Raw genomic sequence first — 15,801 nt, forward strand, 5'->3', positions numbered from 1 at the left:
TGACTTGATCGCGCCAGGGCCGAAGGGGCGATTGACAGCTACCAGGTGTGACAGGAGGCTCGCGCGTGGACGACCTTCAACATAGAGGAGGCGCAATGAGGACAGCACGGTTGGCGACCGCCTGCGTGCTCACTCTGGTGGGTGCGTTGACACCCGCCATACCGGCGGGAGCGCAGGCGCCGTCGAGACCCGGCGGCGGCCAGGACAAGCTGGAGGTGTACGTCGGGACGCTGACCCCCCAACAGCTGGAGACCACCCGGTCCGCCGGCGTGGACCTCGCGGAGGCGGCGGTCTCCACCGACAAGTCCGGCAACTCCGCGGTCGAGCTCGTACTGAGCGGGTACCAGGCGGCGAAGCTCGCGACCAAGGGCGTGCAGCTGTCGCCGAAGCAGGTGGAGGGCAAGGCCGCCTCGCAGGCGCTGCGCGAGCAGTCGGCGCAGGGCTGGTCCGCCTTCCGGTCGTACAGCGAGCCGGGCGGCATCCGCGACGAGCTCACGGCGACCGCGGCCCGCTTCCCCAAGATCGCTAAGCTCGTGTCGATCGGCAAGACGCTCAACGGCCAGCCGATCCTCGCCGTCAAGGTCACCAAGGCCGCCCGCAACGTGCCGGACGGGCAGCGCCCCTCGACCCTGTACCTCGGCACGCAGCACGCCCGTGAGTGGATCACGCCCGAGATGGTCCGCCGGCTGATGCACCACGTGCTCGACTCGTACGGCACGGACGCCGAGATCACCAAGCTGGTCGACAGCACCGAGCTGTGGTTCCTCCCCGTGGCCAACCCGGACGGGTACGACTACACGTTCACCCCGGACAACCGCCTGTGGCGCAAGAACCTGCGCGACAACGACGGCGACGGCCAGATCACCACGCTCGACGGCGTCGACCTCAACCGCAACTTCGCGTACAAGTGGGGCTACGACAACGAGGGCTCCTCGACCGACCTCGCGAGCGACACGTTCCGCGGCACCGGGCCCAACTCCGAGCCCGAGACGCAGGCGCTCGACCGGTTCTTCCGCCGGGTCGGCTTCGAGTTCTTCATCAACTACCACTCCGCCGCCGAGCTGCTGCTCTACGGCGTCGGCTGGCAGCAGGCCACGCCCACCCCGGACGACGAGATCTACAAGGCGCTGGTCGGCGACGACGCCAACCCGGCGGTGCCCGGCTACGACCCGGACCTCTCGGCCGAGCTCTACATCACCAACGGCGACACCGACAGCCATGCCACCGTCAACTACGGCACGCTGGGCTTCACGCCGGAGATGTCGACCTGCGCGACCGCGTCCGCGTCGGTGCCCGACGACGAGTGGGAGCCGGAGGACTGCGTCAGCGACTTCATCTTCCCGGACGACGAGGACCTGATCGCCGCCGAGGTCGCGAAGAACATCCCGTTCGCGCTGGCGGTCGGCAAGTCGGCGCTCGACCCGGACGACCCGGTCTCGGTCGTCGGCCGCACCACCCCGGACTTCGTGATCGACCCGTTCGACGTGTCGTACGGGCGCACCCAGCCGGTCGCCACGATCGCCCGGCGGGCGCTCAAGGACGTCCACATGCACTACGTGATCAACGGCGCCCGCCCCAAGACGGTGGACGTCAGGGAGTGGAAGGGCGGCGAGAAGTACGGCGGCAGCCACGACGACTACTACGCCGAGCTGCGCGGCAAGGTGACCGGCGCCAAACCGGGGGACCGGGTCGAGGTGTGGTTCACCGGCCGCAAGCCGAAGGTCGGCGTCGTGGCCAGCGACCACTTCACGTACACGGTCAACAGCGACATCGGCGGTGAGGTCCTCGTGCTCGCGGCGGAGGACGTGACCGGCCTCAGCCCGGCGCAGGAGGGCACCTCGGCCAAGTACGCCGACGAGCACGTCGCGGCCATCAACGCGGCGGGCTACACGACCGACGTGTACGACTTCGACACCCAGGGCCGCGAGGCGCCGCACCACCTCGGCGTGCTCTCGCACTACAAGGCGGTGGTCTGGGAGACCGGCGACGACGTGATCCTGCGGTCGCCGGGGCAGGTGCCGGGCACGACGACCAAGTCCGCGCTCGACACCGAGCTGGCGGTACGCGACTACCTGAACGAGGGCGGCAAGGCCCTCATCGGCGGGCAGAACGCGTTGATGGCCCAGGGTGCGAACGGCGCCTACTACTACAACCCCGCCGCACCGCCGGAGTGCACCGACCCCGACGACGTGGCCTGCCTGCCGCTGCTGAACGACTTCCCGCAGTACTGGCTCGGCGCGCACACGTACGTCAGCGGCGGTGGCACGGCGGGGGACGGCGCGCACTACCCGGTCGAGGGCACCGGGCCGCTGGCCGGGTGGGACGGGGCGCTCAACGCCGAGGGCTCGGCGGGCAACCAGACGCACACCGCCTCGTTCCTGCCGACCTCCAGCTTCCTGCCGGCGGACGAGTTCCCGCAGTTCACCAGCGAGATCGCGGGTGACTGGATGCGGCCGGGCGCGGCGCCGTTCGACCCGCTGACCGGCGCCTGGTACGTCTACAGTGGCCAGTCCGACCAGTCGTACAAGCGGCTGAGCCGGACGGTCGACCTGACCGGCGCCACCAGCGGCGAGCTGCGCTTCTGGAGCTCGTACGACACCGAGGCGGAGTGGGACTTCTTCTTCGTCGAGGCGCACGAGGTGGGCACCGACACGTGGACCACGCTGCCGGACGCCAACGGGCACACCGGCACCGGGACCGGCGAGAGCTGCGCCTCGGGCTGGGTGCCGCAGCTGCACCCGTTCCTCGGCCACTACCAGGGCGCGGACTGCTCGCCGACCGGCACGACCGGTACCTGGAACGCGGCCACCGGCCCGTCCGGCGGCTGGGTGGAGTGGTCGGTCGACCTGTCCGCGTACGCGGGCAAGCAGGTCGAGCTCTCCATCTCGTACGCGTCCGACTGGGCGACCCAGGGGCTGGGCGTCTTCCTCGACGACGTACGCGTGCTGGCGAACGGGGCGCCGGTCGCGGAGACCTCCTTCGAAGGGGACCTGGGCGGCTGGACGGTGGCCGGCCCGCCGGCGGGCTCCGACCCGAACAGCGGCGACTGGGCCCGCAGCCAGAGCGCGTTCGAGGAGGGTGGCGTCGTCGTCACCCCGGACACCGTCTACACCGGATTCGGGTTGGAGGGCCTCACGCCGGCCGCCCGGGACCAGTTCGTGGCGAAGTCGCTCGGCCACCTGCTCGGCTGACCGTCGTTCCACTGTGAAGGGGCCCGCGCCGCACGACGCGGGCCCCTTCCACCGTTCAGCCAGCGTCATTTGACGCCGTCCAAAATATCCGGACACTTCTGCAATTTGTCTGATTAATCCGGATAGGCTGACCTAGCCTGGGCCAGGTAGGACGGCAGCCCAGAGTGAAAGGTGAACCATGAGGCGTCTACGTAGGCCACTCCTCCCCATCGCCGGGGCCGCGCTGGCACTCGGTCTCTTCGCGGCGCCCGCCGCGGCGGCACCGACCGGAGACACGACGGCGAGCTTCACCGTGGCGGCGGGCACGCTCGACGTCGTGGTGCCGGCGACCGCCACCATCGGCTCGGGCGGCGCGCCGGGCACCAGCATCAGCGGCTCGCTCGGCTCGGTCAGCGTCGACGACACGCGGGCCGCGGCCGACGCGAGCTGGACCGTGACCGTCACCACCACCGCGTTCACCACCGGGGGCGGCACCGCCTCCGAGACCGTGGCGGCGACCGACGTCGACTACGCCTCGGGGCCGGCCACGGCCACGACGGGCACCGGCACCTTCACACCGACCGGCGCCGCCGCCCCGATCGGCACCGGGATCACCGCCTTCTCCCACACCGGCGGCACCGGCAACAACTCCGCCGCCTGGAACCCGACCCTCAACGTGAACGTGCCGCTCGCCAACGTCGCCGGCACGTACACGGGGACGGTGACCCATTCGGTGGCATAGTCACCGCGGCCGGTGGGTGCGGGCGGCGCTGCTGGCCATGCTGGGGTTGGGCGCCGCGGGCTATCCGGCCGCGGGCGCGCAGGCCGCGCCGGAAGGCGACGGCAGCTTCGGCATCCAGCTGCTCGACGCACCCACCGACCGCCGCGACGATCCGCGGGCGCACCGGTACATCGTGGACCACCTGGCGCCCGGCTCGGTGATCCACCGGCGGGTGCGGGTGGTCAACAACGCGCGGGACACGCTCCACATCGAGCTGTACCCGGCCGCGGCCACGGTGAACAAGTCGGGGTTCCACTTCCTCCCCGACCGGGCGACCAACGAGCTGACCTCGTGGATGTCGGTCAAGCCGGCCAGCCTGACCGTCGACGCGGGACAGGCGGTGACGCCGACCGTGACCATCACCGTGCCGCCCCGGGCCAGCGCCGGCGAACGGTACGCGGTGGTCTGGGCCGCGGTCAGCTCCGCGCCGGGCGGTGCGGTGCGCCAGGTCTCCCGGGCGGGCGTCCGCGTCTACCTCAACGTCGGCCCCGGCGGCGACCCGCCGTCCGGCTTCGACATGGGCGAGCTGACACCCGGGCGGGGCAAGGACGGCACCCCCTGGGCGGACGTGACCGTGCAGAACACCGGCCAGCGCGCGCTCGACATCACCGGCGAGATGCTGCTCTCCGACGGGCCCGCCGGCGCGCGGGCCGGACCGTTCAAGGTGGCCGGCGGCACCACCGTCGGGGTGGGCCAGTCCGGCAAGGTGACCGTGCCGCTGCCGCGAAACCTCCCCAACGGACCGTGGACGGCGCGGGTTGACCTGCGCAGCGGGCCGGTGAGCCGGAGCGCCTCCGCGCGCGTCGCCTTCCCCGACCCCGGCGAGACCGGGCTGATCGCGCTCTTCACCGGGGCGAACACCACGCGTACGGTGGTCGCCGTCTCGGTGCTGGTGCCGCTCGTGCTGCTGACCGGCCTGGCTGCGGTGGCCCGCCGCTCGCGGCGCAGAGCAGCCTCGCAGGCGGCCTGAGGCGCTACGCGCCGACCGAGAGCACGCGGACCGCGGCGGCGCCCAGCTCGTCGGACTCGGCCAGGTCGACGTCCGCGGTGACGGCCCAGTCGTGGTGGCCGGCGGGGTCGTCGAGGATCTGGCGAACCGTCCAGCGGTCGCGGCCCTGGTCGATCATCAGCAGGGCCGGGCCGCGGGCGTCCGGTCCGGTGCCGATGTCGGCGTGCTCGGCGAAGTACGGCTCCAGGGCCGCCTCCCACGCCTCGGCGTCCCAGCCGGCCTCGCCGTCGAGCGCGCCCAGCTCGTCCCAGCGGCGCAGCGCGGCCAGCTCGACCCTGCGAAACAGGGCGTTGCGGACCAGGACGCGGAAGGCGCGGGCGTTGCGGGTGACCGCGGGCGGGCCCTCGTCGACCCGCACCTCGGCGTCCGGGCCGTCGGTGCCGCCGCGCAGCCGCTCCCACTCGTCCAGGAGGCTGGAGTCGACCTGGCGGACCAGCTCGCCGAGCCACTCGACCAGGTCGACCAGCTCCTCGGTCTTGGCCTCGTCGGGCACGGTCTGGCGCAGCGTCTTGTACGCGTCCGCGAGGTAGCGCAGCACCAGCCCTTCCGAGCGGGACAGGCCGTAGAAGGCCACGTACTCGGTGAAGGTCATGGCCCGCTCGTACATGTCGCGGGCCACCGACTTCGGCGAGAGCTCGTAGTCGCCGACCCAGGGGTGGCCCTTGCGGTACGCCTCGTAGCCCACATCGAGCAGCTCGGCCAGCGGCTTGGGGTGGGTCACCTCCTCGAGCAGCTCCAGCCGCGCCTCGTACTCGATGCCCTCGGCCTTCATCGCGGCGACCGCCTCGCCGCGGGCCTTGAACTGCTGCGCGGAGAGCACCTGCCGGGGATCGTCCAAGATGGACTCGATGACCGAGAGCACATCGAGCGGGTAGGTGACGGCGTCGCGGTCGAGCAGCTCGATGGCGGCCAGCGCGAACGGCGACAGCGGCTGGTTGAGCGCGAAGTCGAACCGCAGGTCGACGGCGAGCCGGATCGGGTCGCGGGTCACCACGCCGGCGGCGAGCAGCGCCCGGTACATGGCGATGGCCCGGCGGATGTGGCGGCGCTGGGTGGTCCGGTCGTCGTGGTTGTCGGTGAGCAGGTGGCGCATCGCGGCGAACGCGTCGCCGCCCCGGCCGATCACGTTGAGCAGCATCGAGTGGCTGACCACGAAGCTCGACGTGAGCGGCTCCGGCTCGGCCTCGACCAGCCGGTCGAAGGTCGGCTTGCCCCACCCGATCGAGCCCTCCGGCGGCTTCTTGCGCACCACCTTGCGGCGCTTCTTCGGGTCGTCACCGGCCTTGGCGAGCGCCTTCTCGTTTTCGATGACGTGCTCGGGGGCCTGCACGACCACGTTGCCCACCGTGTCGTACCCGGCCCGCCCGGCCCGGCCGGCGATCTGGTGGAACTCGCGCGCCTTGAGCAGCCGGGTCTTCGTGCCGTCGTACTTGCTCAGCGCGGTGAACAGCACCGTCCTGATCGGAACGTTGATGCCCACGCCGAGCGTGTCGGTGCCGCAGATCACCTTGAGCAGGCCGGCCTGGGCCAGCGTCTCCACCAGCCGCCGGTAGCGCGGGAGCATGCCGGCGTGGTGCACGCCGACGCCGTGGCGCACCAGGCGGGAGAGCGTCTTGCCGAAGCCGGCGGTGAAGCGGAAGTTGCCGATGGCCGAGGCGATGGCGTCCTTCTCCGCGCGGGTGGCGAGGTTGATGCTCATCAGCGCCTGCGCCCGCTCCAGCGCGGCCGCCTGGGTGAAGTGCACGATGTAGATCGGCGCCTGGTGGGTGGTGAGCAGCTCCTCGATCGTCTCGTGCAGCGGCGTCGTCACGTACGAGAAGAAGAGCGGAACCGGCCGGGCGGCCGAGCGGACGACGGCGGTGGGCCGGCCGGTGCGCCGGGTCAGGTCCTTTTCGAAGAAGGAGACGTCGCCGAGTGTCGCGGACATCAGCACGAACTGGGCCTGCGGCAGCTCCAGCAACGGCACCTGCCACGCCCAGCCCCGGTCCGGCTCGGCGTAGAAGTGGAACTCGTCCATCACCACCACGCCGACGTCCGCCTCGGCGCCCTCGCGGAGCGCGATGTTGGCGAGGATCTCGGCGGTGCAGCAGATGATCGGGGCGTCCTCGTTGACGCTGGCGTCGCCGGTGAGCATGCCGACGTTGTCCGCGCCGAAGGCCGCGCAGAGGGCGAAGAACTTCTCCGACACCAGTGCCTTGATCGGCGCGGTGTAGAAGGTGGTGCGGCCGGTGGCCAGCGCGGCGAAGTGCGCGCCGAGCGCGACCAGGCTCTTGCCGGAGCCGGTCGGCGTGCTGAGGATCACGTTGGCGCCCGACACGATCTCGATCAGCGCCTCTTCCTGGTGGGGGTAGAGGGCGAGCCCCTGGTCGGCGGCCCAGGCCGCGAACGCGTCGAAGGTCGCGTCGGGCCCCGGGTCGTCACGGGGGATATCCGCACGGGGGATGAGGTCGGTGAGCGTCATGGCCCACCAATGGTGCCAGGTCTACAACCACCCGCGCTCGCGCGCCTGCCACCCGAGCTGGAGCCGGGAGCGGGAGTGGGTCAGCTCCATCAGATGCTGCACCCGGCGTACGACCGTGCGCCGGCTCACGCCCAGCCGGGCGGCTGCCGCCTCGTCGGTGAGGCCGGCCACGAGCAGCGACAGCAGCTGGCGGTCGGCCGCGGTGACGCCGGTGTCGGCGGTCGGCTGGTCGTCGGCGCCGAGCGCGAGCGGGGTGGCGACCGCCCAGATGGTCTCGAACAGGGCGATCAGCGCGTCCAGCAGCCCGCACGGGTGCACCAGCAGGGCCGCGTCGTGCGCCGACGTGGCGTACGCGAGGGGCAGCAGGGCCAGTTCCCGGTCGGCGATCGCCAGCTTGGTCGGCAGCGTCTCGACCAGCCGGGCCTGCTCGCCCGCGCGCAGGTGGGTGGCGGCGGCCGCGGCCATGTCCGGGTCGGCGAGGGCGTTCGCGTCGTACACGGCCCGGTAGCTGACGCCGGCGGCCTCCCGGTCGAGCTGGGTGCGGTTGACCCCGGTGCCCTTGGCGTACGGCGGCGCGGTCAGCACCCGCATCTCCTTGCGGGCGGTGCGCTGCACCCGGTCGAACGCGCGTCCCACCGCCGCCCGGCCGGAGACGATCTCGATCAGCTCCTCGGTACGCCGGTTGGCCACCAGGTGCTCGACCTCGTCGGCGAGGCGGAGCGCGGCTTCCCGGGTCCGCTCCAGCTCCTCCATGCGGCGCCGGACCAGCTGCTCCACCGCCAGGTCGGGCGGGACGGGTACGACCCGCTCGTGCGGTGGCGGGGTGCGGTGCACGAGGCCCTTGCGCTGGAGCCCGGCGACCGCCCGGCGGGTGCCCGCGGCGGTGAGGCCGATCCGGTCGGCGAGCTGGGGGAGCGGGGCGCTGCCCTGGCGCACCAGTGACAGGTACGTCGACTCCTCCGCGGCGCTCAGCCCGGCGGCCTGGAGCACGGTGCACATCCCTCGTTGACGCATCTGCGACATGGCGCAGCTGCGCTGACCGTAGATCCTTTACCGCCCTGATGACAAGTGTGAGAGTGATCGCGGCCACCGCACGGACAGGCCGGGGCCGAGCCCCCCTCTGGCACACGCCATCCTCGGCCCCAGCCACCGGCCGCGCCGCTCCCGCCTCGGGGTGAGGCTCGGGCTTGAATCGCGGGTCCGCGGCTGACGCGGGCCGGGGCACATCAAAGGTCTCTAACGGCGCCGGAACGCCAGGTCGAAGATCTCCCGGCCGGCCTCGACGCCGCGCTGCTCGAACTTGGTGACCGGGCGGGCGGCCAGCCGCGGCGCGTAGCCGTCGTGCTCGTTGGCCAGGCCTGAGTCGGCGCTCAGCGTCTCGAGCATGACCTCGGCGTACTCGGCCCAGTCGGTCGCGCACCGCAGCAGGCCGCCGGGGGCGAGCCGGGAGCGGAGCAGCGCCACGTGGTCGGGCTGGAAGAGGCGGCGCTTGTGGTGGCGCGACTTGGGCCACGGGTCGGGAAAGAAGGCGTGCACCGCGGCGAGGCTCTCCGGCACGAGCATGTGGCGCAGCAGCGTGATCGCGTCGCCGAGTCCGACCCGTACGTTGGTCAGGCCGCGCTCCTCGACGACCGCGAGCAGGCTGGCCACGCCGGGCGTGTGCACGTCGACGGCGAGGTAGTCACGGGCGGGGTCGGCGCTGGCCATCGCGATCGTCGCCTCGCCCATCCCGGAGCCGATCTCCAGCACCACCGGCGCCCGCCGCCCGAAGAGGCCGGCGAGGTCGAGCCGCGCGGTGGGCACCTCGGGAATCGCGACGCCCCAGCGGGGCCAGAGCCGGGCGAGCGCGTCCGCGTGCCGCCCGTTCATCCGCCCGCGCCGCGGGTGGAAGGTGCGGACGCGCGCGAGATGGGTGCCGGTAGACATGATCCGCCAAGGATACGGCGGCGCCGGCCGCGCCCCCTCGACCGGCGCCGCCCAGTCGGGTCAGGCCACGGCGGTCCACATGGCGGCGAAGGCGGCCGCCTCGCCGGTCAGCCACCGCTCTATCTCCTGCGGGTTTGTCGACGGGTCGGGGCGGTGGACCGTCGCGCGCCGCACGTCGACCACCACGGGCTCGGCGTGCGGGAGGACCTGGGGCATGTGGCGGGACATCAGGTGGAGTGTGGCCAGGAGCGCCTCGTCGGCCGGCGGCTCGGGGTCGAAGTGCAGCCGGACCGCCTCGGCGCGGCCGTCGTCGTAGCGCAGGCCGAGGTGCGGGTTGACCTTGATGGAGAGGCCGCCGAGCACGCCGAGCGCGTCGCGGGTCTGCGCCAGGCCGACCGCGGCCGGGTCGCCGAGGGTGCCCAGGTAGGCCAGGGCGCCGGGGGTGAGCGCCTCGTACAGCGGGCGCCAGCGTGGTCGGACCAGGTCGATGGAGGCTTGGAGGTGGGCGCCGCCGGTGCGGAACTGTATGTCGGCCTTGAGCGCCTTGACCAGCGTGCCGTGCGGGTTGAAGCCGGAGCCGGACTCGCGCTGGCGGCGCAGGCCGGAGACGAAGGTGGCCTTGCGAGGGCCGGTGCGCCCGACATAGCGGGTGAAAGCGAGCAGTGTGGCGTACGGGGGAGGGGCGCCGGTCACAGCAGTCTCCTAACCGAAAGTGACGAGCCGTGTTCGTACACACATGCTAATCCGCCGGTACGACAAACTTAGTCCCTGAACCGGTTGAGCTTCGATGTATCCACATGCTTCAATGCGGTGCATGTGGAGAAGGTCCCTGCTCGCCGGCCTGCTGGCCGCCGTCGCGTTCATCGCCGCCCAGCAGGTCGTGGTCGCCCCGGAGGCCAGCGCGGCCGCCCCGGTGCGGGTCATGCCGCTCGGCGACTCGATCACCGGCTCGCCCGGCTGCTGGCGCGCCACCCTCTGGAACCGGCTGCAGAGCAGCGGCCTCACCGACGTCGACTTCGTCGGCACACTCCCGCCCCAGGGGTGCGGCGTGGCGTACGACGGGGACAACGAGGGGCACGGCGGCTTTCTGGCCACCAACGTCGCCGACCAGAACCAGCTGGTGGGCTGGCTCGCCGCCACCCGCCCGGACGTCGTGATGATGCACTTCGGCACCAACGACGTGTGGAGCAACCGGTCGAACGACGTCATCCTGGCGGCGTTCGCCAAGCTCGTCGACCAGATGCGGGCCAGCAACCCGAGCATGCGCATCCTGGTCGCGAAGATCATCCCGATGGGCACGAGCCAGTGCCCGGAGTGCGGGCAGCGCGTGGTGTCGTTCAACAACGCGATCCCGGCCTGGGCGGCCGGCAAGACCACGAGCCAGTCGCCGATCACCGTGGTCGACCAGTGGACCGGCTTCGACACCGCCACCGACACGTACGACGGCGTCCACCCCAACGCGGCCGGCGACCAGAAGATGTCGGACAAGTGGTACCCGGCGCTCGCCGCCGCGCTCGGTGGCGTGACCCCGACGACCGGCCCGCCCACGACCGCCCCGCCGACCACGGCGCCCCCGACCACGGCGCCCCCCACGACCGCGCCGCCGACCACCACACCGCCCCGCGCCGGGTGCGTCGCGACGTACCGCGCTGTCGGGCAGTGGCCGGGCGGCTTCCAGGGCGAGGTCACCGTGCGCAACGCCGGTAGCGCGACGACGAACGGCTGGACGGTGCGGCTGACCTTCGCGAACGGGCAGGCGGTCAGCCAGATGTGGGGCGGCTCGTACACCCAGAGCGGGTCCACTGTGACCGTCACCAACGCCGGCTACAACGGCGCGATCGGCCCGAACGCCTCGGCCACCTTCGGCTTCATCGCGAGCTGGACCGGCACCAACACGGCACCCACGCTCACCTGCACCGCGACGTAGCTCCCACCCCTCCCCACGATCAAAGCTCCCGCCATGTCGTTAGAGCGACTTGAGGGGAGCTTTGATCACAAGCACGTGCGGGTGACTTGAAGGTCTCCTCGATCACGGGGAGAATCCGACCATGGGAGGACGCGGCGCCATCGCAGCGGCCGCCGCCGTCGTGGCCGTGGTCCTGTCCACCGCGGCGCCCGCCCGCGCCGCGGCGACCTATGTCGAGCTCAATCCCGCGACCGTCCAGGCTGGATACCTGGTGGGCATCCGCGCGAGCTGCGACGACAACACCAAACCGGCCACTGTGGAGTCGGAGGCGTTCGGCGAGGTCAAGGTCTACCCGCAGTTCGACGTGCTGACCGCGGCCGTGACCGTGCCCGCCGACAAGGTCCCCCGCCGCTACGACGTGCGGCTGACCTGCGACGGCGGCGGTTCCGCCACGGCCCGGCTCAACGTGCTCGAGGGTGGGCGGCCGAGCGAGGGGCCGGCCACCGGGTTCGGCGGGATGGCCGGCGGCGGTTCGGGTGGCCTGCTGGTCGGCGGCGGCCTGGCCGCGATCGCGGTCGGTGCGCTGCTCGGGGTGTATACGCTGCGCCGCCGGCGCGCCGAGACCGCCTGACCGATGGCCGCCACGCGGTTCACCGGCCCGGTCGCCATCGTCGTGGCGCTCGCCGGGGTGCTCGCGGTCGGCGCCGGGCTGACCGAGGAGACCGGCCTCTGGGCGGCGATCTCCCGTGAGTCCACGCCGCCGCCGCGCGAGTTTCCGGTGCTGGAGCCGAGCCGCCCGATCCGCATCGAGATCCCCTCGATCGACGTCGAGGCGCCGGTGCACGGGGTCGGCCTCGCCGACGACGGCTCGATCTCGGTCCCCTCGGTGCACCGGCACAACGAGGCCGGCTGGTACGACCGCGGCCCGACCCCCGGCGAGTTCGGCCCGGCGGTCCTCGTCGGGCACGCCGACACCAGGGACGGCCCGTCCATCTTCTTCGCGCTGCCCAAGCTCAAGCCCGGCGACAAGGTCGAGATCACCCGGCGGGACCGCTCGATCGCGATCTTCGAGGTCAACTCGGTCGAGCGCTTCGGCAAGTCCAAGGTCCCCGCCGACCGGGTCTACGGCGACTACACCCGTCCCGGCCTCCGCCTGATCACCTGCGGTGGCCGGTGGCTCGGCGGGAGCATCGGGTACCAGGACAACATCGTCGCGTTCGCGTCGCTCGTGGAGACCAAGAACGCGTGATACATTGACGGCGATCGCTGCATGTGCAGAGGAGACCGCCGTGCGTACCCGAATCGTCGTCGCCCTTGCCGCCCTCGTGGCGACCGCCGGCGGTGCCGGCGTGGCCGTCGCGGCCAGCGCCGCCGCCGACGCTCCGATAACCACCCTGGCCAACGGCAACTTCAACTGGTCCGCCCCGCAGACCGCGGCGAGCGGGCTGACCGTGCCGTGGGGGCTGGCCTTCCTGCCCGACGGCAGCGCTCTGGTCAGCGAGCGCAACAGCGGCCGCGTGCTGCGCATCCCGCCCGGCGGCGGCTCGGCGCAGCAGGTCGCCACGATCAGCGGCGTCTCGGCGACCGGCGAGGCCGGCCTGCTGGGGCTCGCGGTCTCGCCGACGTACGCGCAGGACGGCTTCGTCTACGCGTACTTCACCTCGGCCTCGGACAATCGCATCGTCCGCTTCACGCTCGCCAACCCGACCACCCAGACGCCGATCCTGACCGGGCTGGCCCGGGCCAGCATCCACGACGGCGGGCGGATCGCGTTCGGGCCCGACGGCATGCTGTACGCGGGCGTCGGCGACGCCGGCAACACCGCGAACGCCCAGAACGCGCAGAGCCGCAACGGCAAGATCCTGCGGATGCGGCCGGACGGCAGCACCCCGCCGGACAACCCCACCGCCGGCTCACTTGTATACAGCCTCGGCCACCGCAATGTGCAGGGGCTGGCCTGGGACTCGTCCGGGCGGCTCTACGCCAGCGAGTTCGGGCAAAACACCTGGGACGAGGTCAACCACATCGTGCCGGGCGGCAACTACGGCTGGCCGACGGTCGAGGGGCGGGCCGGTGACCCGCGCTTCCGCGACCCGATCGTGCAGTGGACCACCGCCGAGGCCTCGCCCAGCGGCGCGGCCATCGACGGCAACGCGCTCTTCGTCGCCGCGCTGCGCGGCACCCGGCTGTGGCAGGTCACGCTGGACGGCAGCGGCGGCGTCACGGGCAACCCGGTCGCGCAGCTCCAGGGGCAGTACGGGCGGCTGCGCACGGTCGCGGTCGGCCCGGACGGCTGGCTCTGGGTCGCCACCAGCAACCGGGACGGCCGCGGTACGCCCGCCGCCAACGACGACCGGGTGCTGCGCTTCCCGCCGGTGGGTACGGTGACCACCCCGCCGACCACGCCTCCCACGACGCCGCCGACCACGCCACCCACCACCCCGCCGACGACGCCGCCGGTCACCGGCAGTTGCGCGGTGGCGTACCAGGTGAACCAGTGGAGCAACGGCTTCACCGCGAACGTGACGATCACCAACCGCGGCGCGGCGATCAACGGCTGGACGCTCACCTGGACGTTCGGCGGCAACCAGCAGGTCACCAACTCCTGGAACACCCAGCTGACCCAGAGCGGCACCGGCGTGACCGCGCGAAACGTCGGCTGGAACGGCGCGATCCCGACCAACGGCAGCCAGACCTTCGGCTTCCAGGCCAGCTACGGCGGCACCAACAACCGCCCGGCGGAGTTCCGCCTCAACGGCACCGCCTGCGCGAACGCCTGATCCGGAAGCGCTCCGGCCGGTCACCGGGCCGGCCGGGGCGGTGGCGGGCACACTGACGTGGTGACTACCACGCTGGCGATCGACTGTGGCGGGGGCGGCATCAAGGCGTCCGTGCTGGACGAGGCGGGCACCATGCGGGCCCACCCGGTGCGGGTGCCCACGCCGTACCCGCTGCCGCCCGCCCTGTTCGTGCAGACCCTCGGCGACCTGGCGGGCAAGCTCCCCACCGCCGACCGCGCCACCGTGGGGATGCCGGGCATGATCCGGCACGGGGTCGTGGTGGCGACGCCGCACTACGTGACCCGCAACGGGCCGCGTACCAAGGTCGACCCGGACCTCGTCGGGCAGTGGGCGGGGTTCGACGCCCGTACCGCCCTCACCGACACGTTCGGCCTGCCGACCCTGGTGCTCAACGACGCCGAGGTGCACGGCGCGGGCGTGGTCGCCGGCACCGGGCTGGAGCTGGTGCTCACGCTCGGCACCGGGCTCGGCTGCGCGCTCTTCGACGGCGGCATCCTCGCGCCGCACCTGGAGTTCTCCCAGGCGCCGGTGCGGTGGGGGATGAGCTACGACACGTACATCGGCGAGCACGAGCGGCGCCGCCTCGGCGACGCGTTCTGGTCGCGGCGGATCCGGGCGATCGTCGACGGCCTGCGCCCGGTCTTCATGTGGGACCGGCTCTACATCGGCGGCGGCAACGCCCGGCGGATCCGGCCCGAGCAGCTCACGAAGATGGGCGACGACGTCGTCGTGGTGCCGAACACCGCCGGGATCATCGGCGGGGTGCGGGCCTGGTCACTGACCCGTCCGTGACCTCCGGGCCGCCGCTACTGGCCCGGCCCCGAGTCGCCCGACTTGCCCTGCTCGGCGAGGAACCGCTCCAGCTCGGCGCCGAGCTCCTCGGCCGTCGGCAGCGGGCCGGTGTCGGCCAGCAGGTTGGCACCGCGCTGGCGGCCGCGGGTGAACGCGTCGTACTGCTCTTCCAGCGCCCGCACCAGCTCGGCCGCCTCGGCGGTCTGCGCGATCTGCTGGTCGATGTCGGCGCGCACGGCCTCGGACGACTGGCGCAGCCCCTCGGTCGGCAGCAGCAGGCCGGTCGACTTGGAGACCGAGGTCAGCAGCTGCTCGGCGGCCGCGGGGTATTCGGCCTGGGCGAGGTAGTGCGGCACGTGGGCGGCGAAGCCCATCGCGTCGTGTCCCTTTTCGCCGAGGCGGAACTCCAGCAGGTGGCCGGCGCTGCCCGGCACCTGGACCCGCTGCAGCCACGGCTCGTAGCCGGCGACCAGCTCGCGGCGGGTGCCGTGGGCGGTGATGCCGGTCGGGCGGGTGTGCGGCACGGCCATCGGGATCGCGTTGAGCCCGACGGTGAGGCGCACGCCGAGCCGCCCGACCACCTCGGTCAGCGCGGCCACGAGCCGCTCCCACTGCAGGTCGGGCTCGGGGCCGGTGAGCACCAGGAACGGGGTGCCGGCGTCGTCGTGCAGCAGGTGCAGCTCCAGCTTGGGCGCCTCGTACGACTCCCAGTGGTCCTCGATGAAGATCATCGGTGGGCGGCGGGAGCGGTAGTCGAGCAGCTGGTCGATGTCGAAGGTGGCCACCGGCCGCGACCCGAGGGTCTCCACGAGGTGCTCACGGGCCAGGCGCACGGCGTTGCCCGCGTCGACGAAGCCGCTCAGCGCCTGCACCAGCACCGGCCGGCCCAGCTCGGGCAGGTCGTCGGCCAGCTCATACAGGCCATGCGGATCGAGCACCAGTCCTCCTCGGGAGA

The 15,801-nt window shown here is 72.5% G+C and carries 13 protein-coding genes; 8 read left to right on the forward strand and 5 right to left on the reverse strand.

Features of this window, described 5'->3' with window-relative positions:
* Positions 1-95: 95 nt before the first annotated feature.
* The 3 genes from RB614_RS32400 to RB614_RS32410 all read left to right on the forward strand — a co-directional run bounded on the left by RB614_RS32400 (position 96) and on the right by RB614_RS32410 (position 4,921).
* Positions 96-3,191 (forward strand): M14 family metallopeptidase, encoded by a 3,096-nt coding sequence (locus RB614_RS32400; RefSeq protein WP_308716489.1) that lies wholly within the window; start codon positions 96-98, stop codon positions 3,189-3,191.
* Between the two features lie 178 nt (positions 3,192-3,369).
* Positions 3,370-3,912, forward strand: coding sequence for a hypothetical protein (locus RB614_RS32405; protein WP_308716490.1), 543 nt, complete (start codon positions 3,370-3,372; stop codon positions 3,910-3,912).
* 37 nt (positions 3,913-3,949) lie between these two features.
* On the forward strand, positions 3,950-4,921 hold the full coding sequence (locus RB614_RS32410; protein WP_308716491.1) for a hypothetical protein: 972 nt from the start codon (positions 3,950-3,952) through the stop codon (positions 4,919-4,921).
* A gap of 4 nt (positions 4,922-4,925) precedes the next feature.
* On the opposite strand, the gene RB614_RS32415 is transcribed toward RB614_RS32410, so the two are convergent.
* The 4 genes from RB614_RS32415 to RB614_RS32430 form a co-directional block, all read right to left on the reverse strand.
* The gene (locus RB614_RS32415) at positions 4,926-7,421 is read right to left on the reverse strand and encodes a DEAD/DEAH box helicase (RefSeq protein ID WP_308716492.1); all 2,496 of its coding nucleotides are present in this window, start codon (positions 7,419-7,421) and stop codon (positions 4,926-4,928) included.
* A 21-nt stretch (positions 7,422-7,442) separates the two neighbouring features.
* Complete coding sequence (locus RB614_RS32420) at positions 7,443-8,435, reverse strand: TrmB family transcriptional regulator (RefSeq protein ID WP_308716493.1); 993 nt, start codon at positions 8,433-8,435, stop codon at positions 7,443-7,445.
* A 222-nt stretch (positions 8,436-8,657) separates the two neighbouring features.
* Positions 8,658-9,347 carry a tRNA (guanosine(46)-N7)-methyltransferase TrmB gene (gene trmB / locus RB614_RS32425; RefSeq protein ID WP_308716494.1) on the reverse strand — a complete coding sequence of 230 codons (690 nt, stop codon included), beginning with the start codon at positions 9,345-9,347 and terminating at the stop codon, positions 8,658-8,660.
* Positions 9,348-9,407: 60 nt separating this feature from the next.
* Complete coding sequence (locus RB614_RS32430; protein ID WP_308716495.1) at positions 9,408-10,040, reverse strand: hypothetical protein; 633 nt, start codon at positions 10,038-10,040, stop codon at positions 9,408-9,410.
* A gap of 121 nt (positions 10,041-10,161) precedes the next feature.
* Here RB614_RS32430 and RB614_RS32435 point away from each other — a divergent pair, with 121 nt between their 5' ends.
* The 5 genes from RB614_RS32435 to RB614_RS32455 all read left to right on the forward strand — a co-directional run bounded on the left by RB614_RS32435 (position 10,162) and on the right by RB614_RS32455 (position 14,846).
* A complete protein-coding gene (locus RB614_RS32435; RefSeq protein WP_308716496.1) occupies positions 10,162-11,274 on the forward strand; it encodes a cellulose binding domain-containing protein in 1,113 nt (370 codons plus the stop codon).
* A 121-nt stretch (positions 11,275-11,395) separates the two neighbouring features.
* Positions 11,396-11,884 carry a hypothetical protein gene (locus tag RB614_RS32440; protein WP_308716497.1) on the forward strand — a complete coding sequence of 163 codons (489 nt, stop codon included), beginning with the start codon at positions 11,396-11,398 and terminating at the stop codon, positions 11,882-11,884.
* A gap of 3 nt (positions 11,885-11,887) precedes the next feature.
* Positions 11,888-12,502, forward strand: a complete 615-nt coding sequence (locus tag RB614_RS32445) for a class F sortase (protein ID WP_428983152.1) — start codon at positions 11,888-11,890, stop codon at positions 12,500-12,502.
* 40 nt (positions 12,503-12,542) lie between these two features.
* The gene (locus tag RB614_RS32450; protein ID WP_308716498.1) at positions 12,543-14,033 is read left to right on the forward strand and encodes a PQQ-dependent sugar dehydrogenase; all 1,491 of its coding nucleotides are present in this window, start codon (positions 12,543-12,545) and stop codon (positions 14,031-14,033) included.
* A 60-nt stretch (positions 14,034-14,093) separates the two neighbouring features.
* The gene (locus RB614_RS32455; RefSeq protein WP_308716499.1) at positions 14,094-14,846 is read left to right on the forward strand and encodes an ROK family protein; all 753 of its coding nucleotides are present in this window, start codon (positions 14,094-14,096) and stop codon (positions 14,844-14,846) included.
* Between the two features lie 14 nt (positions 14,847-14,860).
* Here the strand turns inward: RB614_RS32455 and RB614_RS32460 are convergent, their stop codons facing one another.
* The gene (locus tag RB614_RS32460) at positions 14,861-15,784 is read right to left on the reverse strand and encodes a proteasome assembly chaperone family protein (protein ID WP_308716500.1); all 924 of its coding nucleotides are present in this window, start codon (positions 15,782-15,784) and stop codon (positions 14,861-14,863) included.
* Positions 15,785-15,801 lie beyond the last annotated feature (17 nt).

Origin of the sequence: Phytohabitans maris, from assembly GCF_031085175.1 — a bacterium.
In the GTDB taxonomy this organism is placed as follows: domain Bacteria; phylum Actinomycetota; class Actinomycetes; order Mycobacteriales; family Micromonosporaceae; genus Phytohabitans; species Phytohabitans maris.

Coding starts and splice junctions, on each gene's coding strand:
- RB614_RS32400 (WP_308716489.1), top strand. CDS start 96: ATGAGGACAGCACGGTTGGCGACCGCCTGCGTGCTCACTCTGGTGGGT.
- RB614_RS32405 (WP_308716490.1), top strand. CDS start 3,370: ATGAGGCGTCTACGTAGGCCACTCCTCCCCATCGCCGGGGCCGCGCTG.
- RB614_RS32410 (WP_308716491.1), top strand. CDS start 3,950: ATGCTGGGGTTGGGCGCCGCGGGCTATCCGGCCGCGGGCGCGCAGGCC.
- RB614_RS32415 (WP_308716492.1), bottom strand. CDS start 7,421: ATGACGCTCACCGACCTCATCCCCCGTGCGGATATCCCCCGTGACGAC.
- RB614_RS32420 (WP_308716493.1), bottom strand. CDS start 8,435: ATGCGTCAACGAGGGATGTGCACCGTGCTCCAGGCCGCCGGGCTGAGC.
- trmB (WP_308716494.1), bottom strand. CDS start 9,347: ATGTCTACCGGCACCCATCTCGCGCGCGTCCGCACCTTCCACCCGCGG.
- RB614_RS32435 (WP_308716496.1), top strand. CDS start 10,162: ATGTGGAGAAGGTCCCTGCTCGCCGGCCTGCTGGCCGCCGTCGCGTTC.
- RB614_RS32440 (WP_308716497.1), top strand. CDS start 11,396: ATGGGAGGACGCGGCGCCATCGCAGCGGCCGCCGCCGTCGTGGCCGTG.
- RB614_RS32445 (WP_428983152.1), top strand. CDS start 11,888: ATGGCCGCCACGCGGTTCACCGGCCCGGTCGCCATCGTCGTGGCGCTC.